The sequence below is a fragment of the Microcoleus sp. D2_18a_B4 genome, from assembly GCF_036702475.1.
GTDB lineage: Bacteria > Cyanobacteriota > Cyanobacteriia > Cyanobacteriales > Microcoleaceae > Microcoleus.
In genome coordinates, this window is sequence record NZ_JAUBTL010000006.1 from 81225 (window position 1) to 107971 (window position 26747).

The following is a 26747-nucleotide window of genomic DNA, read 5'->3' on the forward strand; positions in this document are numbered from 1 at the left end:
ATGCTTTATTTTTGTCGATCGAGCAATTGAGCGGTAATCTTCTCTAAAATAGCAGTATGTTGCTGCTGCACTGCTTTAATTTGCTCTATTTCAGACTGAAAAGTTGCGATCGCTCTTTGTTGAGTCTCAAGCTGTGCTGTAACTTCGGGATATTCGCTGGTGAATTCCGATTCAATTTTTTCAAAGAGAGTTTGTTGATTTTCTTGCAATTTTTGCAATTGTGTGCTTAATGTATGCACGACGCGGGTATTAGCAAAATTGTAAATTACTTGTCGTTCGAGTACGGGTCTGAGCAATTTTCGGACTATTTTCCTAACGAGGATGACTGCGGAACCGAGTCGCCTTTGGTAAGAGGTAATGGGGATGTTATAAATGTCGAAACCTGCCTTTAAAAGGGCGATATCTTCGTCATCTTCATTTTGGGCGATCGCACTATTTTCTGTTCCCAACAGCGACAGCTCAGCAATACCAATTCGCGGCTCCAAAGTTTGCCGCAATTTATGTATTATCTGTTGAGTTGGTATTTCTTCGTACTGCAAACTTTCCTCTCCTTTAAATGTAAGTTACGCCGTGCCCACCCTTAGTGCCAGCTTAAGACTGAAACCATGTCTAAATCTGGTTTCTATCCGAGTCTCGATCCCCCTAAATCCCCCTTAAGAAGGGGAGTAGGGGTTGACTTTGAATAGTCTTGTCCCCCCCTTATAAAGGGGGGTTAGGGGGGATCGGGAAGACTGTGGAAAGAAGACAGTAGACTCGTAGTACCTTTGAGCTTAAGTTGACACAGATACATTGCTCACCTTACCTCGAATCAATCGCACAACCTTCTCCTTCCTATTTAAGCTAACTCAATTTGACTGTCATCACCAATCAGAAACCGCAAAGCTTTTGGACGAGCCGGCGCATTTGTGAGTTGAGCTCGCTGCCCGATCACGCTGTCAACAATTCGCTGGTGAATGCCAAGTATTTTCGCCCCTTGTAATATTACACTGTGTTCGATATCAGCATCAATCATCGTCACGCGATCGGCAATACTGCTGTAAGGCCCGATAAAGCAGTTTTCAATGCGGCAATTTTCCCCAATTACCACTGGCCCGCGAACTGTAGAATTAATAATTTCCGTTCCTTCGCCTATTTGCACTCGTCCGATAATTTGACTCTTGGCGTCTACTTTTAATTCAGTTGAAGCTACGATACGGCTATCTAAAATGATTTGGTTTGCACTCAGCAAATCGTCTTTTTTCCCCGTATCCAGCCACCAACCCTCTAAATTGCAGGCTTCTACCTGTTTTTCCTGATTCATGAGCTGTTGAATAGCGTCTGTAATTTCCAGTTCGCCGCGGGCCGAGGGTTGAATTTGATCGATCGCCTCGTGAATAGTAGGAGCAAAAAAGTAAATTCCCACCAGTGCTAAATTCGATGGCGGATCTTGTGGTTTTTCTACTAACTCCAAAACTCTGCCTTTCTCATCAACTTTTGCCACACCGAAAGCAGAGGGATTGGGAACTGGGCGCAGCAAAATCAGAGCGTCTAGTTTCTGCTTGTTAAAAATCTCTAAAAACGGATCTAACTGATTCTGAATTAAGTTATCTCCTAAATACATAATAAACGGAGAATCGCCCAAAAATGGTCTGGCAACTTTTACCGCATGAGCGAGCCCCGCCGGCTTTTCTTGCAAGATATAAGTAATTTTGGCCCCGAAGCGAGATCCATCTCCTGTTTTCGTCTTCACCTCTTCCCCGGTTTCGGGACTAATAATAATCCCAATATCCGTAATCCCAGCCGCCACAATTCCTTCAATTCCGTACCACAGTATCGGCTTATTTGCTACAGGAACCAACTGCTTAGCACCCGTATAGGTGAGGGGACGCAAGCGTGTTCCTTTACCGCCAGAGAGGATGAGTGCTTTCATCAGAATTATGGGTTTGAAACCCCGTCCTTCTAGGACGGCTTTACATTGAATTAAATCCCCTTGCGGGGTTGGGGAGGTATGGTTGCCTCCCCGCCGGGATATGGTTGTCCCGTTCTCCTTTCGGAGTAAAGTTAGCACGCGCCTTTGTTTTAAGGGCTTGTTAGGCTGAAAGCACCGTCCCAGTGACCTTAGGACTGTTTAACCCTCAGCGATAGAGCGGAAAACTAGCTTCGCATTCTCCGGTATCGTGACCCAAAAAACGTAGTCAGTTAAGACGATGGCCCGTCAGAATGGCTTGTTAGATTTCTCCTTCAAGCCTCATGCCTTTAGGCTGAGGTTCCTGACTGGGTGAACTCTGAGTTATCCTTTAGGGTTTGCAGTGCTGGCTTGATTTGCCTGCACTTGTTCGCTCTCGTTGATTTTAAACCACCGCTACCCCGCTGGCAATAGTTGCCGTGTATCCTGATACAAATGATTTATTTTGCTCAAACTTTTATATTCCTGGAGGCACAGAGTGTCAGAAACCAGGTTTATTGCCACAGGAAGCAGTTAAAAGCTGAGGTTTTTTGTCACAAAACCCCTTTCTTAAGGTTGTGAGTGCGCCAGTCCCGATTTAATTGCGTACCCTTTTAATAGCGACCGTATCGGGCCAAAAATTGACTACCATTATTGTTTTGATTTGTCAACCAAGCCCACATCTGATCGCCCAGACAAAAATGCCACCATTCGTTAGGATGTTGCTGAAAACCCGCACCTATCATCGCATCTTTTAATATTTTCCGGCGGCGGTGATATTCCTGTTTTTGCGGCTCCTTGCTCTTACCAAAATAATCGGGATAAGAACGTTCTGATATTTCATCAATCGGAGAACCCATATCAATTTGCCGATTATTTTCATCCACTAAAGTTATATCTAAAGCTGCACCTGTACTGTGAGGGGGAGGCGTCGCGCGATCGAGGCTCGGTACTGCCCAAAATTGATATACGTGTTCTATAATCACTTGGCGTTTGTCTTCGGAAACCGGAAATTCGCAGCCTTGAGCTAGGGCAATTTGATTAAAAGTATAATCTACCATAAATTGCTGGACTTCCACCGGCCGATAAGCGTCAAATATCAGAATTTTCCAATTTCGATAATTTTGCTGTAGCTCAGTTTGAGCTGCGATTAAACTATCTACCACTCCTTGCCGCAAATAGTAAGGGGAATCTGCTTTGCTGTTGTGATAGGGTGCACCCAACTTTTGATAAGGGTGCGGCATTTCAAAGACAAAATGTTCGGTTGGAATTGGGACTAAAGGTTCGCCGCATTCGTCGATCGCTATTTGGTGATATGGTTTCATATCAAGGTGTTACCCTAGTTTATTATTACTGATTTTATGTTTTGAATAAATCCATATCTGAGATGAGGGAAGCCGTCTGGAAGTACCCGGTGAAGGAATCTCAGCAGTTAGTAGAAACAGATTATCAGTCAAAGGCGAGCGTTGGATCGCTGCGTTGAATTCTATTTTATTTCCAAATAGGTTGCTCAATCCCTGTGTGTGATCTCTACGGTAAAAAACTAAAAAATCAAAGATAACATCAGAATTCAAACGTTGCCGTTCCCCTGCATTTTAGGAAGATGTATTGGGATTTTGCTGGAGTTTTTGCAAAAGCCTGTAGAACAAAAAATATATCGCTACAGCGCTGATGATTAAGCATAACTTGTACATAGCTGAAGAATCATATATGATATTCTTGACATTTATAAGGAATGTATATTTTGAAGTGTAACCGCCGGGAAGGGAGGCTACCACCGTAGAATCGTTGGGATAGGGATTATAAGTACCCGCCAGAGATATTGCGATCGACATACAAGCAATAACTACAAAAAAGTTTTTCAGCAACCGCGAACTTCTAACTTGGTGTCCTATGTGGCTTAGTGGCAAACACAATATAAACAGAGGAGTGACAAACCACCTCACTCCATAGGAATAGCCACCATAATCAACAGTCCGTAATGTATAAAGTAGCATGAAAGCTACAGAGGCAGAAATGCCGTATAGGTATGGCGTTTTGTACGAGCAATTTTTTTGTCTAAAAAATGCCAGAATACCCATAACTGAGAAGAACATTAGAGGAGTGTGCGAGAAAAATCCTCTATTGCCTAAATACAAAGTAAAGGCATACCTAAGCGCACGTAAAAAGCTCTTGTGTGTAGCTACTCCCGACAAATTTTGCTTGCTAAAGATAGACCCGGGATACTCCCACAATGCTGCATTCATTGCTGGCGGAACTATGCTGCCGGAGAGATACATATTTAAACTCAAATAGCTGATAATTAAAGGGATACATGAAAGGAAAAATAATCCTGCCATTTTGATTGATTTGGTTAACAAAAATACCAAATAAAATGGGATAAATAAAAAGCAGGTGATATCAATACTTCCCGCCATTGATACCCAAACCCCGCACAGTATAATACTATTTATATCCCTGGATTCAGCCGATTTCAAGAAATAGTAAAAGCTGACTATAATAAATACTGCACCCAGAATGTGGTTATTTAATGCAACTGAATAGGGTAAAATTAAAGTTGCACTCCCCGCCAAAAACGTTGTTAGGTTAGCCCAACTCTCATCTGTTTTAAATATTTTTAACAAAATTTTGTGGAAATAAACTAAACCTATACAAGAAAAAACTCCGACTGATAATAGTGTTATTAAATAATAAGTCAATGCAAAATGGTTTGAGAAATTAATAGCGATTACGTTTTTTAGTAGAAAGTAAACCGCAGCTCCCATAAGGGCTGGGAGTGGCGGTTTGTCTGAATAGAAGTGGTTGTTGTAAAAATACTTATCAACAGTAAAGAATCGAGAATTATCAAATTGAGAATTATCGATCGTAAAACTCTGATATTCTACCAAAGATTTAACTGTAGCCATCCTTGAAGCGTCGGCACTAGATTGAATGTCAAGTTTCGTAAGGAGAACCAGCAAAATCAAATTTATTACAAAAATTCTGACATATTTGTTTTCTTTGATTTGCTCTAATTTTTCTCTAAGTCGCATCACTTTTTTTAGGTTCAATAGGATGGTGGATATACTCTTTCATATTTGCTAAAAAATGTCAAGCCCTATTGCTTTTTTGAGAGCAGGCATTTAACCTGCCCCCATCCACACTTTAGATTTGGTCGCAAGCCAGCGAAACCTCAACCTCAAGAGCCTAACTTTGGCGGTAAGCAACTACCGCATAAAATGGATCGCCGCTTGGTATTCGCAGCATTTGCATAAAACTCGGCAAGTTAGGCTTGCGAACTATTACTTCCGGCTTGCTAAATCCGGGTATATTTGCTCCTTTGACAGAATCAAAGTAGCCCTTGACTAATTCTACCCGATCGCCCTCCGAACCTTCCCGCCAAGCCGCGATCGCCTTTTGATAAAACATCCGGTTGGAAAAGCTCATAATTGCTACGCCACCAGGCTTTAAAATCCGGTGAATCTCGGCAAAAACCGCATCCGGGTGCTGCAAATACTGTACCGAAACGCAGTTGACAACCGCGTCAAACTCTGCATCCGGCAGTGGCAATTTGGGATTGGCGTTCAAATTCTGCACAAAATAATGATTCAGTCTGCGATTCTTTGCCAACTCGTCTTCATTCATGCCGTGCCCTTCCACATGGGCAAATTGCATCTCGTCAGGCAAGTGAGAAACCCAACTGCTCATCATATCAAAAATCCGAGTATTCGGTTTCAGCCGTTCCCGATATAAATCGGTGAGTTGCTGAATAAATCCATCGTCTACGTGAGTCACAAACCGGGGAGCGGAATAGAACAAATTGTCGTCGGTGTCGTCTAACTTGGTGCGTTGGTCGGGTGGAAGCAACATAAATTCCGATCGCGAACTAGATTTACTCTTTCTAGTTTAAGAACAATAAGAATTGTTAACATATCCGGCAGAGGGCGGATTCCCGCTTTTAGCGTAGCATTCGATCGCCAAAAAACCGACTTGCACCCTTTGGGCTTGTGGCAAGAAGACGGTTTGCCGACTTCCAGCAGTGGCGACAAACTGCAAGAGGTAGGCGGGACGCTGACAGGCGCGCGCGATCGATCGCATGGAAGAAACAGGCCTAGTCCGCCGGGAGAGAGACACGCGCGATCGCATTTGGCGCATTTGGCTGACAGACTCCGGTACACAACTGCAAGACGTATTGCCCCCGCTGGTAGCTGAAATCCGAGATCGAGCTGTCGAGGGCTTTTCAGAGGTCGATCGAGAACTCTTTTCTCAACTGATCGATCAGGCGCTCGTCAATCTTTCCTAAACCGACAAATCAATCTTTTTAGTGAAGTGCAGCAGCATCTACCTCCAGTACATTACAAATAACCGTAAAATACTATGCACTCTTAAAAAAAGCAGTGCAACAGTCCTACACGAATATCACCGCACTCGCCGCCGGACAAATCGCCCGCAAATCCGTTGAAGTCGGGCAGCGGCTGCAGCCGGGAATTCCGTTAATGGCGATCGTCAGTAACGATTTGTGGGTAGTTGCTAACTTCAAAGAAACGCAATTGGCACACATCAAACCCGGCAAAAAAGTAGAAATCAAATTAGATGCTTTTGGTTGCCCTAGATTGCAAAACCGTCTCGATAGTTTCTCCCCTACTTCTGCGCTCAATTTTCCTTATAGCCTGCCGATAATGCTACGGGCAATTTCACCAAAGTTGTGCAGCGAATTCCGGTAAAAGTTGTGTTTGATGCTGAAAACATTAAAGGCTACGAATCGCGGATGGCACCGGGGATGTCGGCTCCGGTAAATGTTGAACTGAAATAAGGGAAGGCACGACACGGATGTTGACACGGATACACGGATGAGTTGAGAAGTCGAGGATTGGATTTTATTCGGTTCGCGGGCGACTAGCAGGAGAATCCCCAACTTCTTGGAGAAGTTTGATAAGTTTGAAAAGCCGGGGATTTGATTTTTTTCGGTTAAGGGCGATCGCCCTTGCAATATCATCTTAAAAAGTTAGGTCTCTGGTAGTGAAAACGAAACCGAAATCTCGTTCACCAGCTAGAAAACGGGTTGTTGCTTTGTGATTAGTGGCGATCGATTCAAATCGGAAAAATATTATTGCCAAGAAAACCCTTCTATGGTATACTAGAAGATTGTGAATATTAATCAAAAGTAAAGTAACAAGCCGGGAGAAATCAAAATGACACAGCAAACCCTGCACGGAACCAGCCGCAAAAGAAAAAGAACATCCGGTTTTCGCGCCAGAATGCGTACCGCAACCGGTCGATTGGTAATCAAAGCTCGCCGCAGCAAAGGTCGCCACCGCCTCGCAGTCTAGCACTGTATCAAGGTTGAGAGGCCTCAACGATCGCCCTACGCCATGTTGCCCGATACAAACCGACTTAAGCACCGAAAAGACTTCAGCGCCGTATACCGCAAGGGAATGCGCCGTAACTCGGCCCATTTCAGCTTAAGAGCTCTGCGTAAACCAAAAAGCGTCGAATTAAGCAAACCGACAGCCGAGAAATCCTTGCAGCCGACTCGCACAGGCATTTCCATCAGCCTGAAAGTCAGCAAACGCGCTGTAGTCCGCAATCGGATTAAGCGTCAGATTCGGGCAGCTTTGCGACAGCTATTGCCCCGATTAAAATTCGGGTGGGATTTAGTAATTGTCGTGCGTCCGATCGCACAAGAGTGCAATTATGCAGAAATTCTGCAAGAATTAGAGCAGTTGTTGGTAGAAGCCGAGGTACTAGATGGGAATTCGAGAGGAAGTATATTATGAAGGCGGCCCCGCGCCCGGAGACTTGATCCTCAATTTACTCCTGGGGCTGACTGTGGTGGGAATCCCCCTAGCAGTAGGAGCAATTGTCCGGGCTCTGTGGCTGCGGTATCGGATCACGAGCCGCCGAGTGTCCGTAACTAGCGGTTGGATGGGGGGCGAACAGACAGACGTTATCTACTCAGATATAGTCAAAATCGTCACAGTACCTCGCGGTTTCGGGACTTACGGAGACATGGTGCTCACCATGAAAAATGGCAGCCGCTTGGAACTCAGAGCTATGCCGAAATTTCGAGCAATGTATGACTACATTAACGAAAAACTGCCCGCAGCCGCTCAAAAAGCAAACGCGGCCCAAGCTAAATAACCGAACCGCTTTCACCCTGATTAGAGGCCCAATTCAGTGCGAGTATTGGCAAACTCATTACAACAAACCCGCAGACCGGGCGGTCGATCGACGGGCAATGTCCTAAGATAGAGACAAAACCCTAAAAATTGAGGCGGCTCGCCTTCAGCGGGTAAAAATAGTTCTCAACAGCAAACATAGAGCACCTAAATTAACTCAAAGCGAATGGATTTCGGTATCTCGTTTCTCTCCAACAACCTCATGCTCCCGATCCTAGATTTTTTCTACGGGATCGTGCCAAGCTACGGTTTAGCGATCGTAGCTCTGACGCTTGTGATTCGCTTTGCTCTTTATCCTCTCAATGCAGGCTCTCTTCGCAATATGCGGCGCATGAAAGTAGCGCAGCCATTGATGAAAGAGCGAGTAGATCAAATTCAAAAACTCTATAAAGACAATCCTGCAAAACAGCAGGAGGAAATGAGCAAAGTATACAAAGAATTTGGTAATCCTCTAGCAGGATGCTTCCCCTTAGTGCTGCAAATGCCAGTGCTGTTTGCACTGTTTGCAACGCTCCGGGGTTCGCCGTTTTCTGACATAAATTACAGCGTCAACGTTCAAGTTTTGCCAAAAGAACAAATCGAAACTGTTCAACCGCAAGCTTTTGCTACACCGCCACAAAATATTTACGTCACAGGTACTTTTCATGCTCCTGTTGTGGGCGTAATTCCAGGCGGCGACAAAATCGCAGTCGGCGACACAACCAAGATAAATTTTCAAACCCCAGAGGGCAAACCTCTCAAAGTTTTAGCGGCCGAAAATAAAAGCGAAATCGACTTTGAACCGGGCTGGAAAGTCATCAAAGGCGAAGATCTGATCAAGGTAGATGAACAGGGCAACATCACGGCATTAGCGCCCGGTGAAGCCACAGTTCAAGGCACAATCCCCGGATTGGCTAGTAACAAAGGATTCCTGTTTATTGAAGCTCTAGGTCGCGTTGGCGCGATCGACTCAGACGGTACAATCCACTGGGATATTTTGGTAATGATCCTGGGCTTCGGCATCAGTTTGTATATCAACCAAATCCTTTCAGGACAAGCACAAGGACCAAACGACAACCCCCAACAGGCTACAGTCAACAAACTGACGCCAGTCATATTTTCAGGGATGTTTTTGTTCTTCCCGCTGCCGGCCGGCGTGTTGATGTATATGCTGATTGCTAACATCTTCCAAACTGTTCAGTCGTTCATTTTGTCGCGAGAACCGCTGCCGGAAAACCTGCAAAAAATAGTGGACGAAGCAGAGGCAAAAACCCAAAAAGAACAAGGATTAGATGCACTTCCATTTGAGCCCAAGCGTTCTAAGAAAAAGGCTTGACTTTAACAACAATGAAAGACTCTCAAATGCAGCGCGGACAGGCATGGTTAGAAGAATTGCTACAACTGTCCGCAATTCCTTCAAAAGTGGTATGCGAACAACAAAAAGATTGCTATTGGATGACAATAGATGAAAGCAATCTGACTCCCGAACAAGTTGCAATCTTAGTCGGGCAAAACGGTAATGTAATAGATGCCATTCAGTACCTCTGCAACACGGTTCAGAATATAGGTCAGGAAGTAGAGGAGTCAATTCCTTATACAGTTGAACTAAATGGCTATCGCATCCGCCGCCAAGAGGAATTGCGATCGATGGCAGAGTACGCAGCAGATCAAGCGCGATCGACGGGAGTTGAAGTTGAAATAAAATCGCTGTCTTCGGCAGAACGCCGTCAAGTCCACAGCTTTTTGAGCGAATGTGAGGATATAGAAACTTACAGTCAAGGACAAGAACCCGATCGGCGTTTGGTAGTGCGCCTGCGCTGACGCTAAAGAAGGAAGAAGGAAGAAGGAAGAAGGAAGAAGTTAAAAATTAACTATTCCTTTTGACCTTTGAATTCAAGAAGTAGGAAGGCAAAAGATTATGGAGACAATTTATATCCCTCATCTACTCACAAAAACTGAGCGGAAAGAGGTCATTGATTTTGAAGAATTTATCCCCGATTTAGAAACTCTTACTCCGGTGCGGGGGCGACTGCAAGTGAGTCACCAAGGGAATTATCTTGAGGTGAAGGCAAAAGCAGAAACAATAGTTACTCTCACCTGCCACAGATGCTTGAAACAATACAATCATCGTTTGGCACTCAACTCATCAGAACTAATCTGGCTAGAAGAAACAGCAAATCAAACAGATTCAAGTTCAGCAGAAATAGAAGTTGCTTTAGAAGATTTGGTGGAAAATTTGTCCCCAGGCGGCTATTTTTCTCCGGGCGATTGGGTGTACGAGCAAATGTGTTTGGAACTGCCGCACAAACAGATATGCGATACTGAATGTCCGGGAATTTCTTTAACTGATGATGCAAATACAGAAAGCACCGAAACAGTCTCAGACAGTCGCTGGGCGTCTCTGGAAGCACTTAAACGGCAATTGCCTTAGTCAGTTGGCAGTGGGCAGTTGGCAGTGGGCAGTTGGCATTAGCTAATAAGAAATAACAAAGAACAAAGAACAAATAACAAATAACCACTGACAACTAACAACTAACCACTGACAACTGACTAATGACTATTTTTAGCGACGAGTTTGAACTACTGCTGCGATCGCGCTACCCCCTAATTTACATTCCCACACGGGAAGAAGAGCGCGTAGAAGTGGCGATCGCCCAAAGTGCCAAAAAACAAGGTTCTCGCGCCGTCTACATCTGGGATTTTGTTGATGGCTACCAAGGCAATCCCAACGATGTTGGTTTTGGCAAGCGCAACCCGCTGCAAGCTTTGGAATTTCTCGAAAAATTGCCCGCCAGCGCGCCGGCAATTTTTATTCTGCGCGACTTTCAGCGGTTTTTGGAAGATGTCTCGATTTCCCGCAAGCTGCGGAATTTGGCGAGACTCCTCAAAACTGTGCCCAAAAATATTGTCATCGTATCTCCTCTAATTTCGATCCCGGAAGACCTCAGCGAAGTGATGACTGTTTTGGAGTTTCCCCTGCCTGCGGCAGCGGAAATAAAAATTGAGGTGGAAAGACTGTTAGGGGCTACCGGACAAGCCATTGAAGGGCGTTTGCTGGATGAAATGGTGCGCTCCTGTCAAGGGCTGTCGATCGAACGAATCCGCCGAGTTTTGGCAAAGGCGATCGCCACCAGAGGCGAACTCCATTCCGACGACGCGGAACTGATTTTAGAAGAAAAGCGCCAAACAATTCGCCAAACTCAAATTCTGGATTTTTACCCAGCCCGCGAAAATATTTCCGATATCGGCGGTTTGGACAATCTCAAAGAATGGCTGCTGCGGCGCGGCGGTGCTTTTTCCGATCGAGCTCGCCAATACGGTTTGCCACATCCCAGAGGTTTGTTGTTAGTCGGAATTCAAGGAACCGGAAAATCCTTAACAGCAAAGGCGATCGCCCACCACTGGCATTTGCCTTTGCTGCGGTTGGATGTCGGGCGCTTGTTTGCCGGATTAGTCGGGGAATCGGAATCCCGCACCAGGCAAATGATTCAGCTAGCCGAAGCTTTGGCCCCCTGCGTGCTGTGGATTGACGAGATTGACAAAGCTTTTGCGGGATTGGACGGTAAAGGGGATTCCGGGACAACCAGCCGGGTGTTCGGGACATTTATTACTTGGTTGGCCGAAAAAACTTCGCCGGTGTTTGTAGTCGCAACAGCCAACAACATCCAGTCTTTACCGCCAGAAATGCTGAGAAAAGGCAGGTTTGACGAAATATTTTTTGTGGGTTTGCCCAGCCAGGAGGAACGGCGGGCGATTTTTGAGGTACATTTGTTGCGGTTGCGATCGCACAGCATCAAAAATTACGATTTAGAGCGCTTGGCTTACGAAACTCCCGATTTTTCAGGGGCCGAAATCGAGCAAACTTTGATTGAAGCAATGCACATTGGGTTTAGCCAAAATCGAGACTTTACGACAGATGATATTTTAGAATCAGCTAGTCAGATGGTGCCCTTAGCCAGAACGGCTCAAGAACAAATCCAGTTTCTCCAAGATTGGGCCGCTGCTGGGAAAGCTCGCCTTGCTTCTAGATACGGCAGTTTGAGCCGCCGGATTCAAGGTTAAGCTTTTGAAGTCAGTAGTCAGTTGTCAGTAGCCAGTTGTCAGTAGCCAGTTGTCAGTTGGCAATTACCAAATTTTACTCAAAATTCAGCAGTCAACACTCAACAGTCAACCTTCTTCCCTCTTCCCTCTTCCCTCTTCCTTCTTCCTTCTTCCTTCTTCCTTCTTCCTTCTTCCCTCTTCCTTCTTCCTTCTTCCCTCTTCCTTCTTCCTTCTTCCTTCATTTGCGGTTTTATGAACACTGTATATAGCGTTTTCAAATTTTTAGTGGGTTTTCTGCTCGCGATCGTCCTGATGGCAGGTGCTAGCGTGGCGGCTGCACTTTACTTTGCCGCTAAGCTAACTACTGTGCCCGAAAAACCTGTTTTTCCGAACGACAAAACAGCAGTTCAGGTTGCGGGCGCTGCGCCGAAGTCAACAGCCCAGGCTAGCCCTGTTTCTACATCTAGCGATGCCCCGTCTCCCAAACCGCTGGAACCGGGAGCTTACCGCGCGATGGTGACTCAGCCGATCGGCTTAATTCTCCGGGATACAGGTAGCCGAGACTCGAACCGCATTGGCGGTGTTGGTTACAAGGAAAGAGTCGTAGTTTTGGAAGAGTCGCCCGACAAAGAGTGGCAGCGAATTCGCATTGAGGATGGCAATCGCGAAGGTTGGGTCAAAGGCGGCAATACTGAAAGAATTGAGGGCGAATAAAACTTAGATAGTAATTAGACAACAAATATACTCATCTCATGGTGAGGGCAGCGAAGCAATCGCAGTGTGAAAATTGTTCACCAACGCCGGGTTTTTTCCTGTCTATTGTTGCCCATAGCGAAATACACATTTATCACCCAAAGTCAAGTTAAATTTATTTACGATATTTGAGATTGCAGTTTGAGGCGCACAGACTGCGGGTGCGATCGCCTCTGGAAAATCCTGAGTTTGACATAAAAGCCCAGCAGACAAAAGGTTTCAAGAGCGAGAACTCAAAAGAAAAACTCGAAAACACATAATCTTAACTTATGTTATGAAGGAGACTATGTTAAGAAAATTAGCAAAATTTTAAGGTTAGTTGCAAAACGCCGGCTGTTGTCACCGCCGAACAGGCAAGAGTGGTAGCTTGGATTACAAGATGTAAGTTTTCAGCTTAACAGCTACCAACAATAAAAAATATGTACGACAAACGTCCCGATCGAGATTTGGCGACTGCTGCTGTTACTGCGGCTTTGGGAGCTGGGGTCGTTACCTCTTTTGCGGTTAGCAGAGGGCAAAACCCGCTGGTAGCCCTCGCAATTACTGTTTTTGCAGCGGGAGTAGCTGTAATTTGCGATCGGTTCGGCTTAATTTAAGCGAGGGTCGATTTTTCACTACAAAGTCAACTTATCAAAAAATCCCCGCCCTATTTGCAACTAGCAAAAGTGGGGATTTTTAGTGGCTAGTTTTTTGGTTAATCAGCGGTACTTTCCTAGACGCACTCGCCACATGAAGAAACCGCGTTTCTTAACAAAAAACCTGCGATTTCAGGCTCTTTACCAGACAACAAATTAAGGTGAGGACAACCTGCGCCCAAGTCTTGTGGTAATTTCTGTGGCCGCCAGATAAAATATTAGCCACCACTACCCCAGAACTTATTCTCTTTCGGGCTTAAAGGCTAAGACTATGCCTGCAAACTTTTTTGTTGAGTCTCGCGTCTCTAGAAGCAGCGATGCTATCTTGGTTGTTACCTGTAATTATTTTTGACGGTAAATTTTTTAGAAAAACGGGTGCTTCGCGCTTTCCCAGTAGAACTTAGCGTTGATAGAATCCAAGCCAAGCGTGCTAAAAATGATTTTTGGCAGTTTGCTCACACAATCCACCCACAATTTCACACTAAAAAATTATGGAATCTCTTGCTTACCTCGAACTTGCTCTTGTTTGCGAAGCACCCCCAGAGTCGAAAATTTTTGATGAGCCCAAGTGGCAAAACCTATCGAGTCAGACTTACGTCCGTTTGCTGTCTCTGGCTTTGATGCTGTCGGTTTTGAGTGCAGCCGGTTCGGCTTTTGCTCAAATAGATCCGGGATATCCAAATGTGCGCTCTGTTCAAGACAGGTTGCGGGAACTCGGTTATTTTCCCAGATCATCGACAGGTCAACTCGGCCCGGTAACAAAACAAGCGCTGACTAACTTTCAGCGAGACTATCAACTGTCGCTGACTGGTAGGCCCGATCGAGCTACTGTGATAGCACTCAACAGTTTTGCCGGGGATGACGATCGACCTTTTAATACTATATATACAAATTATCGGGATCTGCGTTTTGGAGACGCGGGTGCAGATGTTTCCGCACTCCAGCGCAGGTTGCAGCAGCTAGGCTACTTCAACGCGCGTCCCACAGGGAGTTTTCGCGAAGTTACTCAAAATGCGGTTAGATACTTCCAGCGAATAAATCGACTGCGGGTAACTGGAATTGCCGATAGGCAAACTTTAGCTTTGCTGTTTGGTTCCACCCGACCGGTTCCCCCCGTTACGCTGCCAGGGGATATTTCGGGAAATGGCGGTTGCAAGGGGCTGCGGTTCGGGGACAGAGGGGCGACGGTAGACTTGATCCAGCGGCAATTAAAAGCTTTGGGCTATTTTGAAGGCGGCGTTGACGGCAAGTTTCGCGAACGCACTCTGTATGCTGTGACTCGTTTTCAGCAAGATTACAATCTCGTTTCTGACGGCTGCGCTGATACTGCTACTTTGACTGCTATCGATGCCCAGATGAGAGCAGCTCAAATTACCTCATTGACTGAGGAAAATGACCAACAGAGTAATGCCGGAGATTTTCTGGAGTTGGGCGACAGAGGCCGACAAGTAGAATTTGTGCAGCGGCGGCTGCAAGAATTGGGTTATTACAGGAGCCAGATTCACGGTTGGTTCGATCGACCAACTCAGGCAGCTTTGATCCGCTTTCAGAGAGATAGCGGGATGTTCGGGACTGGAAGGGTCGATCGCAGCACTCGATCGGCTTTGCGGCAAGGCAACAGGCAGGCCGCAGCGCCTGTGCCGCAGCAAATCGCCGCTGGTCTGCGACGGGGCGATACTGGGCCTGCTGTCCGACAACTTCAGTCTGCGCTCAGAAGTCTGGGCAAAAACCCCGGCCCGGTGAACGGAGTATTTGGAGCCGAGACCGAGTTTGCGGTGCTGTCGTTTCAGCAGGAACGCAATTTGTCACCGGCGACGGGTATTGCCACTCCGGCGACTTTGGCTGCGATCCAAAACGGATTAGCTGGGCGGCTAGCTGTTCCTGCTGTTCCAATTAGCAGCAGTTTCAACTCTCGATCGAGCATTCAGCAATTACAAAGGCGGCTGCAAGACCTCGGCTTTTACACAGGCTCGATCAGCGGAGTTTTGGATACTTCGACGAGAGATGCCCTCGATCGAGCTCAGCGCAGTTACGGGGTCAGCAGCGACGATTTGTTGAGCCAAACTTTTTAGCCCCAGGCTTGCGGACGCTACATCAAAGAAATCGGGTTTCTTGTTTCCGACTCATTCCTGAAATGATGTATTTTTCTTAAGAAACCCGGTTTCTGCGTAACTCTGATCGCACTTGGGCTACCGATTTTTGTTAAAACTTGTAACAAGTCGTACTTGAAATGCGAAAATAGTGTAATGTCACTCGATTAAATCCGGGGCGCTGCTGCCGTTCTGGGCGATCGACCTCGGACAAGACCAATTGCTGGAAACCAAAGACGGCCATCCCATCCGCAAAGCTTCGTGGCACACCGTATGAATGGTTAGCTGGCAGTCTAGCAGGTGCAAACCAGACTTTTCAGCTTGCTTCATGCCAATTTTCAAAATCGAATCGTTGTTAAATTCGATCGTTCTGTTGCACTGAACGCAGACTAGGTGGTGGTGGTGATGCGGGTAAGGCTGGTTTATTTCATAGTGTTTGTGACCTTCTGCTAATTCGAGTTCGCGGAGGAGGCTCATCCTTGCCATTAACTTTAAAGTTCGGTAAATGGTGGACAAGCTAATGTTTTCGCCGCGATTTTTTAACAAAGTGTACAAATCCTCCGCACTCAGGTGATTGCCTTTGGGGAGGTTCTGAAACACGTGCAAGATGGTTTCCCGTTGGGGAGTCATCCGCCAGCCTTTGTCATTGAGTTCGGATTTGAATGAGGACGCGGTATAAAGTGCCATAGTGACCCTCTCAAGAAAGTCTGCCTATTGACAATAATACACAACGATCGAGATATTTTGCAAATATCGCAGCTTATTGAAAAAAGATTGAGGAAAAAATTTGGTTTTTGATATTTTTTGACCGAAAAGCGAGACACAAGCCCCCGGCTGTCTTACGTGGGGATAAGTCGGTAGCGGTTTCAACCGCCTTGAATATTTTGCTCTTGTTCTCTTGTATTTCTTGAAAAAACGTTCAGTCGATAACTCAAGAAAAGAGTAGAATAGGTCAAGGAGGTAAAGTAAGTGTTCAATCTGACCTACGAATTCAAACTTAAGCCCACAGTAGCACAAGTAACAATCTTTGAAGATTGGGTAGAACCATGCCGTCGTGTATACAACTGGTCGCTGGCAGAGCGCAAAGATTGGTTTAAATCTCGTAGTTGTCAAATTAACGCTTGCTCAATTCGCGCTGAATATATAATTCCCGCCTCCATACCCAGACCGACCTACGCCAGTCAGTGTAAGGGTTTAACTCAAGCTAGAGCAACTATACCAGCACTCAAAGCAGTTCAAGTGCACGTTCTGCAACAAACTCTTAAACGGCTTGAAGGCGCATTTGTAAATATGTGGGAACAAAAACACGGATTTCCTCGCTTCAAAAAACTTGGAAAGATGCGCTCTTTTGTATTTCCTCAGATGGGAGTAGAACCTATCAAAAATAGTGCTGTTAAACTACCTAAGATTGGCTGGGTGCAGTTTCGCCAAAGTCGCGAAATACCAAGTGATGCAATACTAAAACAAGTGCGCGTAGTTAACCGTGTGTCTGGCTGGTATGCAATGCTAGCTTTGCAATGGGACGTTTCAATCCCCGATATTATTCCACATGGAAACCCAGTGGGGCTTGATGTTGGCTTGACTAATTTTATTGCAACTTCGGATGGGCTTCTAATTAAACGTCCAAAGTTTTTTATTGATGCAGAACGCAAGCTTAAATTACTGCAACAGAGTGTCAGTAGAAAACGCATAGGCTCAAATAATTGGAAGAAAGCTCAGAAAAAAGTGGCACTGCTGCACGAGTACGTAGCCAACTGCCGAAAAGACTGGCATCGCAAGCTATCACACAAAATCTGCAATGATGCAGGGATGGTTTTTGTCGAGAATTTGAATCTGGTCGGGTTATCGAGAGGAATCTTGGGCAAGCATTGTTTAGATGCTGGTTTTGGTCAATTCTTCAACATTCTCGAACAAACTTGTTTTAAACGTGGTGTGTACTTTCAAAAAGTAGATGCCAGAAAAACAAGTCAAATTTGTCCAAATTGCGGTACAGAAACAGGCAAAAAAGACCTATCAGAACGCACTCACAGTTGTTCAAGCTGCGGGTATATAACAGATAGAGATGTAGCCTCCGCTCAAGTAGTTTTAACGAGAGGACTTGCAGCCGTAGGGCATACGGTGAAGATGCTGGCTGAGGGTAAATTCATTGGAATCCCTGTGAAGCAAGAATCCCCCGGCTTCTAGCCGTGGGGAGTGTCAATTTTAACCAGCTTTATGACTGAAAGCATCCAAGATACCCGCCACGTGATTCATGCGTCCAGAAATAAAAAACCTGTATCGGATGAAACTTGCCCCCCGAATTTATGCGTGGGGTCAATTCTAAAATCTAAAATCTAAAATCTAAAATCTAAAATCTAAAATCTAAAATCTAAAATCTAAAATCGATTGACTTGCTGCAGAGGACAGAGAAGTTGTTGAGAAGTAAATATTTTTACTTCTGCCGAATGCCTCATGCCTTCTGCACAAGTGCCAAATGCCTTGCTCCCTGATTAATCGCGCTGACTGACCTGCTCAATTTAAGTCAAAGACTCCAGATAGTCGCGGACGCGGTTGCGACGCTTAGGTTGGCGGAGTTTTTGCAAAGCTTTGGCTTCAATTTGGCGGACGCGCTCGCGGGACAAGTCGAGGGCGCGACCGATTTCGGCCAGCGAATAGGGGTGTCCGTCACCCAAACCAAAGCGCATCAAAATTACATCTCGCTCGCGGCTGGTCAAATCTGCCAGCAGTTGCTGCAAGTCGCGGTGCAAAGCTTCTCGCATCAGCATTTCTTCTGGGGAGATGCTGTCGGTTTCGAGCAAGTCGCCCAACTCTGTATCTTTTTCGTTGCCCACTTTAGTTTCCAAAGAAACAGAACGGGGAACTCGCAGCAAAACTTCTCGGACTTGGGGCGCTGTCATGTCCAACTCGACAGCGATGTCTTCGATCGTAGCTGTCCGACCTTTTTCTTGAGAAATTTTGCGCTGGGCTTTTTTGATTTTGTTAAGTTTTTCGGTGATGTGGACGGGGAGGCGAATGGTGCGGCTTTGAGTGGCGATAGCCCGCGTAATTCCCTGCCGAATCCACCAGTAGGCATAGGTGCTAAACCGATAGCCCCGCGTCGGGTCAAACTTTTCTACAGCTCGCTCCAGTCCGAGAGTACCTTCTTGTATTAAGTCGAGCAATTCTAAACCGCGATTTTGATATTTTTTCGCCACCGAAACCACTAGGCGCAGGTTCGCCTTAATCATGTGGTCTTTAGCTTCGATGCCTTCAGCTTGAATTCTTTCGATCGTCTCCACCGTCATCTCGGCTAACTCGGCCCACTGGCGCTTGCCTTCGGACATAATTCGCTTGAGTTCTGGCACGTCACCGACACCGGCGGTTAATGCCCAGCGTTCCAGGGAAGGTTTATGTCCCAACTGTGCGGATAACCGATCGCGCACTTCTATTAAATGCACGAAGCGTCCAATTAGTCCTTCTTCCTGGGAGGCGACGGTGTTACGTAATTCCAGCAATTTGATATAGCGCTGAACTTTTTGAGCTTCCGAGACTTCTTCGTCTCTACCCAAGAGACGAACCCGACCTATTTCTTGGAGGTACAGGCGCACTAAATCTGTAGTGCGACGGTTTGCATTTTTTTGCAATTTGGCTGCTGGGTCTGCATCTTCTGTCTCTGCTGGGTCTTGGTCGAGCAGTTCGTCTCCAGCTTCTTCAGCATCTTCATCCAACACATCACCTTGCAAGGGATTGACTTGCAGTTGTTCGTCGAATTCAGCTTCAGCGTAAAAAGAGGTGGCTGGCATAGTGATTTTCTCAGTGGCTCCGGGTGAAAAGATGCTACGCTTAGCGGTTATTTATAATTAAGATGCCCATTTGGTTAAGACGAAGCATCACCGCTTTGTGTTTCTTTAGTAACTTTTCTGACTTTTCTGCTGTTGTTCGATCGAACTTTTGCTGCCCCACTTGTTTTACCAAGATTCAGGAAAACGCTAAGAACTTTCTGATGTAACAGGTTGAAGGCCGGAAAAGTGTGCTTTACTTCTTTGTTTATGTAGCTAGTATAGATAGTTACTGGCTAGAAACAAGTGACGTTAGTCAGAAGTTAAGTTAATCTTCATCACCAATAACCTGGTTCCCGATCACTTCGGAAAATTAGCCATTTTTTTAATAAAACTTTATATAACTCGGCGCTCTTGATTAAATACGCTGTTGTGAGCGCAGAACTTTAATCCATTACAGCATATGAGCTTCAGAGTTGCTATAGTCCGCAGTACCGAGTTATTGGCTGACGCAAAAACCGGGTTTCTTTCTCAAATTTCGGGATTAAAACCTAGAAGTTTGAGGAAGAAACCCGGTTTCTGGATCTCTTTTGGGTAAGTCGCGACTTTGAGGCGGCGATCGACCGATAATTGTTTTGGTGTTGGCTGCTGCTTCCAGCTTAACATCACGCCCAGAACACCAGCATCTAAAACCGGGGGTTTTTTGCCCAAGGCCTGCATATAAAGCGCAAGTTTTTCCTCGCTGTTACCCCGTTGATCGGGTTTTAGTGAGAATGGTGCGATCAGGCGCGAGTCATTGGTAACAAGTTAAGCTAAGAAAGCATTGTCAATCAGCAATTATGCTCAACATTTACTCGGATTTTGGGCATAAAACTGAGATATGGGCGATCGAGGAATCATGCCTCCCATGATATTTATATTTACTCCCTCTCAAATCGTAAATTTTCCACTCCTAAAAAAGCAGTTTTTTTTGAGTAATATTACTGATTGACAAATGCAGTTAAGTCTTAACTTGTCACCAATGGGCGCGAGTCAACTCAAATTAAAATTGCTAGCGTGGGTAAAGTTTCATCAGTTCCCTCACCTGTTCGGCGTGATAGGAACTGCGAGTTAAGGGAGAAGCGACAACTTGCAAGAATCCCAAAGATTCGCCAAACTTTCTCCAAGCATCAAACTGTTCTGGAGGCACAAAGTTTTCGACGTTCAAGTGCTTTTGAGTCGGTTGCAGGTACTGTCCAACTGTTAAAATATCGCAGCCGACAGCCCGTAAGTCCTGCATCGCCTCCCGAATTTCGGCGTCTGTTTCTCCGAGTCCCACCATGATGCCGGATTTGGTGTAAACCCCAGGTGCGAGTTCGCGACTTCGCTGCAATAGTTCCAAGGTGCGATCGTACTTTCCTTGCGGCCGCACCTTGCGGTAAAGTCGCTTTACGGTTTCGGTATTATGGTTGAGTACCTCTGGCCCGGCTGCGAGAATGATTTCTAAAGCTTGCCAGTTGCCGCACAAGTCGGGAATCAAAACTTCTATAGTTGTATCGGGCATCGCCGATCGCACTGCTTGAATGCACTCGACAAACTGAGACGCGCCCCCATCCGGCAAATCGTCCCGGTTGACAGAGGTAATCACGACGTGGTTGAGTTTGAGCCGCTGCACTGCTTGGGCCAATCTTTGGGGTTCTGTGGGATCTAAAGGTTGGGGCTTTTTCTCAAAATCGATGTCGCAGTAAGGACAGGCGCGGGTACAAGCCGGGCCCATAATCAAAAAAGTCGCAGTACCTGCGTTGAAGCATTCGCCGATGTTCGGACACGACGCCTCCTCGCAAACCGTATTCAGGGATAAATCCCGCAAAATTTCTTTGACGTTGCCGACGCGCTCCCACTGGGGGGCTTTAACTCGCAACCACTGGGGCTTAACTGTCACGTCTGTCTCCGCCTGAGTAGTGTTTTACAAATAATTATATACGAGGTTGCTAAATTTTTACTTGAATGTGATAAGCTTAAAATCTAGTGACTAATTTCGGGATGTAGCGCAGCTTGGTAGCGCACCTCGTTCGGGACGAGGGGGTCGCAGGTTCAAATCCTGTCATCCCGATTGCTTTTAACTCTTCACGGGTAACGGGTTTCAGATTTATTGCCCTCTAGGACATTTGACTTTCCGCTCATCTTTCGCTCAGTCCGACTCTTCTAAGTAGCTGAGTATCTCCAAAACTGCTTCAAATCCTGTCATCCCGATTATAAAATTAAATGGGATATGCCCCAGCAAGTGAGTTTGTTTTGGGCGATCGTCCGGGTGTGTAGATTTGTGGTACGCATAAATTAGTCGATCGGGCCATTCCCTACGGGGTAGCTGCGCTTCACGGGCGTGTTAATTCCCCTTTGCTAAAAAATCAACTGTAGCCACTGTTTTGGCAGAGGGAATTATAGAATAAAACGTAAACAATCAGAGCAGCATTAGAGAGGAGAGAACAAGCCTTTGCCTTCTCCCTCTGTGATGATTGGGGACTGTGTTTAATCACAGGTACTTGCTCAATGCGGAGAACTTTGACCAAGGCTTGAAACCCGATGTAAGTATAAATACTGCCCGAATAATTCTTAAATACAAGTTCATTAAGATTTACATCTTGAGATAGATGAATTAATAGCTGAATAAGCTTATAATAGAAGTTAATTGTTACCTTGTCTAAAATTAACCCAAAAACCGGAGGATATTCCAATGCAAATAAGTGGCAAAGCCTTCGGCTCCTGCTCTCGCTGCGAAACAGTACCCGAAAAAATAGAGGGCAGGGGAGGTCTATACCTGTGGTTTCCAGTATCGCACACGCTGACCAAGGTTATTTCGGCACTAGCTAAGGCTAAACTTGAATTCAAGCTTTTAGAAGAGAGCAAGTGTTTGTACGTTATGCTTGAGGGAATAGCCAAAGAAAAGTTTAACGCCCTAGCATCATCGCTGCTGACAACTCAAGAGTTGAAAGAGACAAAAGTTTTGTGGATGCCCGAAGTTGAACAGCCACAACTTAGCGATTTTTATCGCAGCACTTCCTTAGACAGTTTTATTAATTTGAGTAACTCTGATTGGCTGTTAGATTTATTGTCCGAAGAACGCATTACTACACATTTTCAGCCCATTGTTTATACCTCAGATACTTCTAAAATTTTTGCCCACGAAGCGCTCCTCCGAGGAATTGACGAGCAAGGAAACTTAATTTATCCGGGTCGGATTTTTGCCCAAGCTGAATCAGCAGGTCTAATTTTTCAACTAGATGTTTTAGCCCGGACTCGCGCTATCCGCGAAGCCCATGTTTACAATATCAAAGAACTACTTTTTATTAATTTTTCTCCGACTTCAGTTTACGATCCTGCTACGTGCCTGCGAAGAACAGTACAGGCTATTGATGAAGCAGGAATTTCTCACAGCAATATTGTTTTTGAAGTAGCGGAATCTCAGCACCCTCCTGATATCGATCACTTGATTAATATTCTGAGGTTTTACCGAGAGGCGGGATTTTTAATTGCCCTGGACGATTTTGGCAGCGGTTCTTCTAATTTAAATTTGATGCACCAACTGCGTCCAGATTTTATTAAGTTGGATATGCAATTGATTCGCAACGTCGATCAAGATTATTATAAGGCCCTAATTACTGAAAAGATGTTAGAAATTGCCGCTCAATTAGAAATTAAAACTGTTGCTGAAGGTGTGGAAACTTTGGAGGAGTTTGAGTGGGTGCGGGAACGGGGAGCAACTTTTGTTCAAGGTTATTTGATTGCTAAGCCGACTTCTCCGCCGATCGCAGTTACGAGTTATATTGGTGCTAAAGCACTACCTATTTCTGCGTAAATGGTTTTCAGTTGCGATTTGGGGCTACATTTGCTCGTTTGCTCGTTCCCCGGCTCTGCCTGGGAACGCATATCAGGAGGCTCTGCCTCCATTAAAATGAGACAACAATTTGGAGGCAGAGCCTCCGAATCTTCATTACCAGGCAGAGCCTGGTAACGAGAAGAAATGGTTTTCAGTGGCGATTTGCTCGTCCCCAGGCTCTGCCTGGGAACGCATATCGGGAGGCTCTGCCTCCATTCAAGTGAGACAACAATTTGGAGGCAGAGCCTCCGAATCTTCATTACCAGGCAGAGGCTGGTAACGAGAATTACTAGCATTTTAAACGCTCAAATTGCGCCGCAGAAACATTTCTAAGGATTCCATTCTCATGCCGTAGATTGATTCCAAGTTTTGCACTTCTTCGGGAGTGCAGAAATACTCGTTACCCAGCAATACCCGCAAAGTTCCTAAGTCTTTTTGAGCTTGAGGATTCAATAAACCCAACGCATTTCTCAAACCGTCAAACACCATCAGTGGCGGGTTGATTACCATCGGTTCGCGCTTGAATAAGCGTGCAAAAATGCGGGGAATGTCGTCTCTTGTCAGCACATCCGGGCCACCGACTCGCAGAATTTGGTTGCGGGCGCCTTCGACGGTTGGCGAGTCTGCTGCAATCTTTGCTAAGTCGTCGGTACTGACAACAGAGGTGCGGTTTTTGCCGTCGCCAATCAGCAGGTAAAGTCCGGTTTCTCGAAATCTTTCTGCTAGCGGTAACAAGCTGGAAGCAAAACCGGCAGGCCGCAAGATTGTATAATTCAATCCGCTGTTTTGCAGGTATTTTTCAACTTCTCGCTTGGCTTTGAATACTGCGGAATCTTCGTATCCTCGATCGACTCCCAGTACCGAAACAAAGACGAAGTGCTGCACTCCCGCTTCTTTGGCGCAGTCGATCAATTCTATGTTAGCGCGGTAGTGTACTGCTTGAACGTCGCCGCCGGTGCCGTGGGTGCTGATGATGTACTGCACTCCTTGGCAGGCTTTTTTAATATCTTTGTCTTGTTTTAAGTCGCCGATAAAAATCTCGGCGCCTCGGTTTTCTAGTTCAGAGTAGCGAGATGCGAGGCGAACGAATGCGCGGACAGGCTTTTCTTGCTGTCTGATTTCTCGTACAATTCGGCGGCCTAGTGCGCCTGTTGCTCCGGTTACTAAGAACATGATTTTTAGTTGTTGGTTGTTACTTACATATTGCACTTTTCTCAATAGTAGGCCAGATGCCTGTTCCACAACGATTGAATTTTCTTGTGGGATGGGCATCCTGCCCGCCCATCCAAGGCTTATTGAGAATGGGGCAAGATGTCAATTGTTATTAACCTTATAACTTATAAATCAAATTTCGACAATTACGGGGGCGTGGTCGCTGGGTTTGATTAATTTTCTGGGAGCAATGTCTATTGTACAGTTTTTTGCTTGTTCGTACAGGGGAGGGCTGAGATAATGGTGGTCGATTCTCCAGCCGTTGTTGCGGGGAAATGCGGCGGCGCGGTAGTCCCACCAGCTATAATGACCGCCTTCTGTGGTGAATTTGCGAAAGGGGTCGTTTAATCCTAATTCTATGATTTCTGTTAGTGCTAGGCGCTCGGCAACAGACAAGCCGACCGAGTTAGCATTGGCTTTCGGATTGTGGATATCTCGATCGTCCGGGACGATGTTGAAGTCGCCGCAAATACACAATTTGGGGGATTTATCTAGTGCTATTTTGAGGTATTCTTGCAGCAGTTTGAGCCACTTTAGTTTGTACTCATATTTCTCGCTGCCGACTTCGGAACCGTTGGGAACGTATACGCAAATAATCCAAATATCGTCTATAACCCCGGCTATTAGGCGTTTTTGTTCGTCAAAAATACCTGCGGTTTCGTCGCCGAGAATGGGGGCAAATCCGGTGCTGATTTCCGACATGGGCGATCGGCTAAAAATGGCGACGCCGTTGTAGGATTTTTGACCGGAAATGTAGCAGTTGTAGCCGAGGTTGGTGAAGGGTTCTAGGGGGAAGTCTTTATCGGGAACTTTGGTTTCTTGCAGGCAGAGAACGTCTGGGGAGTTGGTTTGCAGCCAGCTAGTAACGTGTTCTAGGCGGGTGCGAATTGAGTTGACGTTCCAGGTGGCGATTTTCATTTTTTGTTTGTTATATACTCTCTGATTACTGGCCCGATCGTAAAGTGCGATCGCCCGTTATGTTTTACTGTTTCAACTAATGACCGTCGTCCTAAAGATTGCATGACTTTCAAGAGTTCTGGCGGTGATAGTTGCAGGTTTTCTGGTATTTTTGAGATGTCGGCTGGTTCGGGGGTAGTTGCTAGCCATGCGATCGCCTGTTGTTCGGATGCGGTTAGGCGATCGAAATGCTGGTGCAGGAGTGATTCTAAGTCTCCTAAGAATAGGGTATCATAGGAGAGGAATTCGGAAACGCTACCGCCGAATAAGTCTTGAATGAATGTGGCAACTATATTTAACCATAAGGGATTGCCTCGGTAAAGGTCGATCAGTTCTGACCATTTCTCCGGTTCTGCTAAACCTTTTTCTCTGAATATTTCTTGTGCTTCGGGGCCTAAACCGTTGAGTTGCAGAGATTTGCAGGGGCGGTTTTCGCCTTCTAAGGCGGCTATTTCTCTGGGTTTTTCCCAACTCAGGAGGATTAAGCAACTGTTGTGGGATGATTCTGTTATTTGTTTGAAGAATGCGCCGTAATTTTCATATCCAGGTTGGTAATTTCCTGCGAGTTGTCCGCTGCTGAAGATGGTTTGGATATCATCGAGGATGATGAGACAGCGGTGCGATCGTAAATATTCTAGTAGGGGCAATCCCCCCGTGGTTGCCCTTTCTTGGGGATAGGCGGCGGGCACGGAGGGGGCGGGCACGGGGGCACCGCCCCTACAGGATTTAATTAAGTCGGTTTGCAGTGATGCTAGGGGTGGAGAGTTGCGGAGACTTCGCCAGATGATGTAATCGAATTCGTGTTGAATTTGTGAGATTAGTTGGAGAGTAAGGGCGGTTTTGCCAATACCGGATAAGCCTAAGATGGTGATGAGGCGGGTGCGGCCTAAAATCCAGTTTTCGAGGGTGGTGAGTTCAGATGTGCGGTTATAGAATAGGTTGGGTTCTGGTGCATCAGCTAAATCTAAATGTATTTTAGGTTCGGAATTGCTAGTTTTTTCGTGAAAGTTATCCTTGTCTTGCGGTTCAGGTTGTGAGACTTTGGGAGAGTAAAAAGTATCTGCGGAGATGTTACGAATATGAATACAGCCATTCCCGACGAGTGAGACATTGGAAACTTGTAAATTTTCCAGCTTTGCTCTAAAATTTGCTTTAGATACTTGTTCCTTGCCTAATGCAACTGATAAAAGTTTCCATAATTTAAAGCCAACCTCTTTAACGTATTTCTCTGAACGGTTGTGATGCTGTGCAATTTCTTTATATTTCTGATTGTTCCAAGTGCCACGCAATATAGCTTTTTGCAGACTATCTAAGTGTTTTCCCGTAGTAGTCAAAGCTAGATGGTCTACAAATTCTAAAGCTTCTTCAACGTCCATCGGTCACG

General features: G+C 45.8%; 27 protein-coding genes, 1 tRNA gene and 1 pseudogene. 15 read left to right on the forward strand and 14 right to left on the reverse strand.

Features of this window, described 5'->3' with window-relative positions; translation table 11 throughout:
* Positions 1-5: 5 nt before the first annotated feature.
* The 6 genes from QUB04_RS05490 to QUB04_RS05515 form a co-directional block, all read right to left on the reverse strand.
* Complete coding sequence (locus QUB04_RS05490; protein ID WP_333281960.1) at positions 6-539, reverse strand: hypothetical protein; 534 nt, start codon at positions 537-539, stop codon at positions 6-8.
* Positions 540-835: 296 nt separating this feature from the next.
* Positions 836-1909, reverse strand: coding sequence for a glucose-1-phosphate thymidylyltransferase (locus QUB04_RS05495; protein WP_333161695.1), 1074 nt, complete (start codon positions 1907-1909; stop codon positions 836-838).
* Between the two features lie 629 nt (positions 1910-2538).
* The gene (locus QUB04_RS05500; RefSeq protein WP_333281964.1) at positions 2539-3249 is read right to left on the reverse strand and encodes a M15 family metallopeptidase; all 711 of its coding nucleotides are present in this window, start codon (positions 3247-3249) and stop codon (positions 2539-2541) included.
* 270 nt (positions 3250-3519) lie between these two features.
* On the reverse strand, positions 3520-4956 hold the full coding sequence (locus QUB04_RS05505; protein WP_333281967.1) for a hypothetical protein: 1437 nt from the start codon (positions 4954-4956) through the stop codon (positions 3520-3522).
* Between the two features lie 154 nt (positions 4957-5110).
* Positions 5111-5773: a class I SAM-dependent methyltransferase gene (locus tag QUB04_RS05510; RefSeq protein ID WP_333281970.1), complete on the reverse strand. Its 663-nt coding sequence runs from the start codon at positions 5771-5773 to the stop codon at positions 5111-5113.
* 36 nt (positions 5774-5809) lie between these two features.
* The gene (locus tag QUB04_RS05515) at positions 5810-6001 is read right to left on the reverse strand and encodes a hypothetical protein (RefSeq protein ID WP_333281972.1); all 192 of its coding nucleotides are present in this window, start codon (positions 5999-6001) and stop codon (positions 5810-5812) included.
* On the opposite strand from QUB04_RS05515, the gene QUB04_RS05520 reads away from it, so the two are divergent.
* The 9 genes from QUB04_RS05520 to QUB04_RS05560 all read left to right on the forward strand — a co-directional run bounded on the left by QUB04_RS05520 (position 6000) and on the right by QUB04_RS05560 (position 12123).
* Complete coding sequence (locus tag QUB04_RS05520; RefSeq protein ID WP_333281975.1) at positions 6000-6206, forward strand: hypothetical protein; 207 nt, start codon at positions 6000-6002, stop codon at positions 6204-6206. The two genes, QUB04_RS05515 and QUB04_RS05520, sit on opposite strands and share 2 nt — an antisense overlap.
* A gap of 94 nt (positions 6207-6300) precedes the next feature.
* Positions 6301-6627 carry an efflux RND transporter periplasmic adaptor subunit gene (locus QUB04_RS05525; RefSeq protein ID WP_333281978.1) on the forward strand — a complete coding sequence of 109 codons (327 nt, stop codon included), beginning with the start codon at positions 6301-6303 and terminating at the stop codon, positions 6625-6627.
* A 468-nt stretch (positions 6628-7095) separates the two neighbouring features.
* Entirely contained in the window at positions 7096-7233 is a 138-nt protein-coding gene (rpmH, locus tag QUB04_RS05530) for a 50S ribosomal protein L34 (protein WP_006632320.1), read from the forward strand.
* A 42-nt stretch (positions 7234-7275) separates the two neighbouring features.
* Positions 7276-7680, forward strand: a complete 405-nt coding sequence (gene rnpA / locus QUB04_RS05535; protein ID WP_333039176.1) for a ribonuclease P protein component — start codon at positions 7276-7278, stop codon at positions 7678-7680.
* Entirely contained in the window at positions 7652-8044 is a 393-nt protein-coding gene (locus QUB04_RS05540) for a PH domain-containing protein (RefSeq protein WP_333057957.1), read from the forward strand. The genes rnpA and QUB04_RS05540 overlap by 29 nt, the downstream gene beginning before the upstream one ends.
* Before the next feature lie 204 nt (positions 8045-8248).
* A complete protein-coding gene (gene yidC, locus QUB04_RS05545) occupies positions 8249-9397 on the forward strand; it encodes a membrane protein insertase YidC (RefSeq protein ID WP_333281981.1) in 1149 nt (382 codons plus the stop codon).
* Between the two features lie 11 nt (positions 9398-9408).
* Positions 9409-9882 (forward strand): R3H domain-containing nucleic acid-binding protein, encoded by a 474-nt coding sequence (locus QUB04_RS05550; RefSeq protein WP_333144708.1) that lies wholly within the window; start codon positions 9409-9411, stop codon positions 9880-9882.
* A gap of 97 nt (positions 9883-9979) precedes the next feature.
* The gene (locus tag QUB04_RS05555) at positions 9980-10492 is read left to right on the forward strand and encodes a YceD family protein (protein ID WP_333144707.1); all 513 of its coding nucleotides are present in this window, start codon (positions 9980-9982) and stop codon (positions 10490-10492) included.
* A gap of 122 nt (positions 10493-10614) precedes the next feature.
* The gene (locus QUB04_RS05560; protein WP_333281983.1) at positions 10615-12123 is read left to right on the forward strand and encodes an AAA family ATPase; all 1509 of its coding nucleotides are present in this window, start codon (positions 10615-10617) and stop codon (positions 12121-12123) included.
* A 98-nt stretch (positions 12124-12221) separates the two neighbouring features.
* Here the strand turns inward: QUB04_RS05560 and QUB04_RS05565 are convergent, their stop codons facing one another.
* Positions 12222-12362 (reverse strand): hypothetical protein, encoded by a 141-nt coding sequence (locus QUB04_RS05565; protein WP_333281986.1) that lies wholly within the window; start codon positions 12360-12362, stop codon positions 12222-12224.
* Here QUB04_RS05565 and QUB04_RS05570 point away from each other — a divergent pair.
* The 3 genes from QUB04_RS05570 to QUB04_RS05580 all read left to right on the forward strand — a co-directional run bounded on the left by QUB04_RS05570 (position 12355) and on the right by QUB04_RS05580 (position 15562).
* Positions 12355-12816: an SH3 domain-containing protein gene (locus QUB04_RS05570; protein WP_333134138.1), complete on the forward strand. Its 462-nt coding sequence runs from the start codon at positions 12355-12357 to the stop codon at positions 12814-12816. The genes QUB04_RS05565 and QUB04_RS05570 overlap by 8 nt on opposite strands.
* Before the next feature lie 458 nt (positions 12817-13274).
* Positions 13275-13451, forward strand: coding sequence for a hypothetical protein (locus QUB04_RS05575; RefSeq protein ID WP_293253839.1), 177 nt, complete (start codon positions 13275-13277; stop codon positions 13449-13451).
* A 530-nt stretch (positions 13452-13981) separates the two neighbouring features.
* Positions 13982-15562 carry a peptidoglycan-binding protein gene (locus tag QUB04_RS05580; RefSeq protein ID WP_333281990.1) on the forward strand — a complete coding sequence of 527 codons (1581 nt, stop codon included), beginning with the start codon at positions 13982-13984 and terminating at the stop codon, positions 15560-15562.
* A gap of 177 nt (positions 15563-15739) precedes the next feature.
* On the opposite strand, the gene QUB04_RS05585 is transcribed toward QUB04_RS05580, so the two are convergent.
* Positions 15740-16267 (reverse strand): transcriptional repressor, encoded by a 528-nt coding sequence (locus QUB04_RS05585; protein WP_333144703.1) that lies wholly within the window; start codon positions 16265-16267, stop codon positions 15740-15742.
* Between the two features lie 282 nt (positions 16268-16549).
* Here QUB04_RS05585 and QUB04_RS05590 point away from each other — a divergent pair, with 282 nt between their 5' ends.
* Positions 16550-17764: a transposase gene (locus QUB04_RS05590; protein WP_333281993.1), complete on the forward strand. Its 1215-nt coding sequence runs from the start codon at positions 16550-16552 to the stop codon at positions 17762-17764.
* A gap of 332 nt (positions 17765-18096) precedes the next feature.
* On the opposite strand, the gene sigC is transcribed toward QUB04_RS05590, so the two are convergent.
* The 3 genes and pseudogenes from sigC to lipA form a co-directional block, all read right to left on the reverse strand.
* Positions 18097-19362, reverse strand: coding sequence for an RNA polymerase sigma factor SigC (sigC, locus tag QUB04_RS05595; RefSeq protein ID WP_333281996.1), 1266 nt, complete (start codon positions 19360-19362; stop codon positions 18097-18099).
* A 507-nt stretch (positions 19363-19869) separates the two neighbouring features.
* On the reverse strand, positions 19870-20058 hold the full coding sequence (locus tag QUB04_RS05600; RefSeq protein WP_333281999.1) for a hypothetical protein: 189 nt from the start codon (positions 20056-20058) through the stop codon (positions 19870-19872).
* A gap of 331 nt (positions 20059-20389) precedes the next feature.
* A pseudogene (gene lipA, locus QUB04_RS05605) lies at positions 20390-21265 on the reverse strand (lipoyl synthase); the annotation flags it as partial.
* Between the two features lie 91 nt (positions 21266-21356).
* Between lipA and QUB04_RS05610 the strand changes: the two are divergent.
* A tRNA-Pro gene (locus QUB04_RS05610) sits at positions 21357-21430 on the forward strand.
* Positions 21431-22051: 621 nt separating this feature from the next.
* On the forward strand, positions 22052-23173 hold the full coding sequence (locus tag QUB04_RS05615; protein WP_333282003.1) for an EAL domain-containing protein: 1122 nt from the start codon (positions 22052-22054) through the stop codon (positions 23171-23173).
* Between the two features lie 318 nt (positions 23174-23491).
* Here QUB04_RS05615 and QUB04_RS05620 read toward each other — a convergent pair whose 3' ends face one another.
* The 3 genes from QUB04_RS05620 to QUB04_RS05630 all read right to left on the reverse strand — a co-directional run bounded on the left by QUB04_RS05620 (position 23492) and on the right by QUB04_RS05630 (position 26739).
* The gene (locus QUB04_RS05620; RefSeq protein WP_333282006.1) at positions 23492-24367 is read right to left on the reverse strand and encodes an SDR family oxidoreductase; all 876 of its coding nucleotides are present in this window, start codon (positions 24365-24367) and stop codon (positions 23492-23494) included.
* 171 nt (positions 24368-24538) lie between these two features.
* Positions 24539-25324 carry an exodeoxyribonuclease III gene (gene xth, locus QUB04_RS05625; RefSeq protein WP_333282009.1) on the reverse strand — a complete coding sequence of 262 codons (786 nt, stop codon included), beginning with the start codon at positions 25322-25324 and terminating at the stop codon, positions 24539-24541.
* On the reverse strand, positions 25321-26739 hold the full coding sequence (locus QUB04_RS05630; protein WP_333282013.1) for an ATP-binding protein: 1419 nt from the start codon (positions 26737-26739) through the stop codon (positions 25321-25323). The genes xth and QUB04_RS05630 overlap by 4 nt, the downstream gene beginning before the upstream one ends.
* Positions 26740-26747 lie beyond the last annotated feature (8 nt).

Coding starts and splice junctions, on each gene's coding strand:
- QUB04_RS05495 (WP_333161695.1), bottom strand. CDS start 1,909: ATGAAAGCACTCATCCTCTCTGGCGGTAAAGGAACACGCTTGCGTCCC.
- QUB04_RS05500 (WP_333281964.1), bottom strand. CDS start 3,249: ATGAAACCATATCACCAAATAGCGATCGACGAATGCGGCGAACCTTTA.
- QUB04_RS05505 (WP_333281967.1), bottom strand. CDS start 4,956: ATGCGACTTAGAGAAAAATTAGAGCAAATCAAAGAAAACAAATATGTC.
- QUB04_RS05510 (WP_333281970.1), bottom strand. CDS start 5,773: ATGTTGCTTCCACCCGACCAACGCACCAAGTTAGACGACACCGACGAC.
- QUB04_RS05520 (WP_333281975.1), top strand. CDS start 6,000: ATGGAAGAAACAGGCCTAGTCCGCCGGGAGAGAGACACGCGCGATCGC.
- QUB04_RS05515 (WP_333281972.1), bottom strand. CDS start 6,001: ATGCGATCGATCGCGCGCGCCTGTCAGCGTCCCGCCTACCTCTTGCAG.
- rpmH (WP_006632320.1), top strand. CDS start 7,096: ATGACACAGCAAACCCTGCACGGAACCAGCCGCAAAAGAAAAAGAACA.
- rnpA (WP_333039176.1), top strand. CDS start 7,276: ATGTTGCCCGATACAAACCGACTTAAGCACCGAAAAGACTTCAGCGCC.
- QUB04_RS05540 (WP_333057957.1), top strand. CDS start 7,652: ATGGGAATTCGAGAGGAAGTATATTATGAAGGCGGCCCCGCGCCCGGA.
- yidC (WP_333281981.1), top strand. CDS start 8,249: ATGGATTTCGGTATCTCGTTTCTCTCCAACAACCTCATGCTCCCGATC.
- QUB04_RS05550 (WP_333144708.1), top strand. CDS start 9,409: ATGAAAGACTCTCAAATGCAGCGCGGACAGGCATGGTTAGAAGAATTG.
- QUB04_RS05555 (WP_333144707.1), top strand. CDS start 9,980: ATGGAGACAATTTATATCCCTCATCTACTCACAAAAACTGAGCGGAAA.
- QUB04_RS05560 (WP_333281983.1), top strand. CDS start 10,615: ATGACTATTTTTAGCGACGAGTTTGAACTACTGCTGCGATCGCGCTAC.
- QUB04_RS05570 (WP_333134138.1), top strand. CDS start 12,355: ATGAACACTGTATATAGCGTTTTCAAATTTTTAGTGGGTTTTCTGCTC.
- QUB04_RS05575 (WP_293253839.1), top strand. CDS start 13,275: ATGTACGACAAACGTCCCGATCGAGATTTGGCGACTGCTGCTGTTACT.
- QUB04_RS05580 (WP_333281990.1), top strand. CDS start 13,982: ATGGAATCTCTTGCTTACCTCGAACTTGCTCTTGTTTGCGAAGCACCC.
- QUB04_RS05585 (WP_333144703.1), bottom strand. CDS start 16,267: ATGGCACTTTATACCGCGTCCTCATTCAAATCCGAACTCAATGACAAA.
- sigC (WP_333281996.1), bottom strand. CDS start 19,362: ATGCCAGCCACCTCTTTTTACGCTGAAGCTGAATTCGACGAACAACTG.
- QUB04_RS05600 (WP_333281999.1), bottom strand. CDS start 20,058: ATGCAGGCCTTGGGCAAAAAACCCCCGGTTTTAGATGCTGGTGTTCTG.
- QUB04_RS05615 (WP_333282003.1), top strand. CDS start 22,052: ATGCAAATAAGTGGCAAAGCCTTCGGCTCCTGCTCTCGCTGCGAAACA.
- QUB04_RS05620 (WP_333282006.1), bottom strand. CDS start 24,367: ATGTTCTTAGTAACCGGAGCAACAGGCGCACTAGGCCGCCGAATTGTA.
- xth (WP_333282009.1), bottom strand. CDS start 25,324: ATGAAAATCGCCACCTGGAACGTCAACTCAATTCGCACCCGCCTAGAA.
- QUB04_RS05630 (WP_333282013.1), bottom strand. CDS start 26,739: ATGGACGTTGAAGAAGCTTTAGAATTTGTAGACCATCTAGCTTTGACT.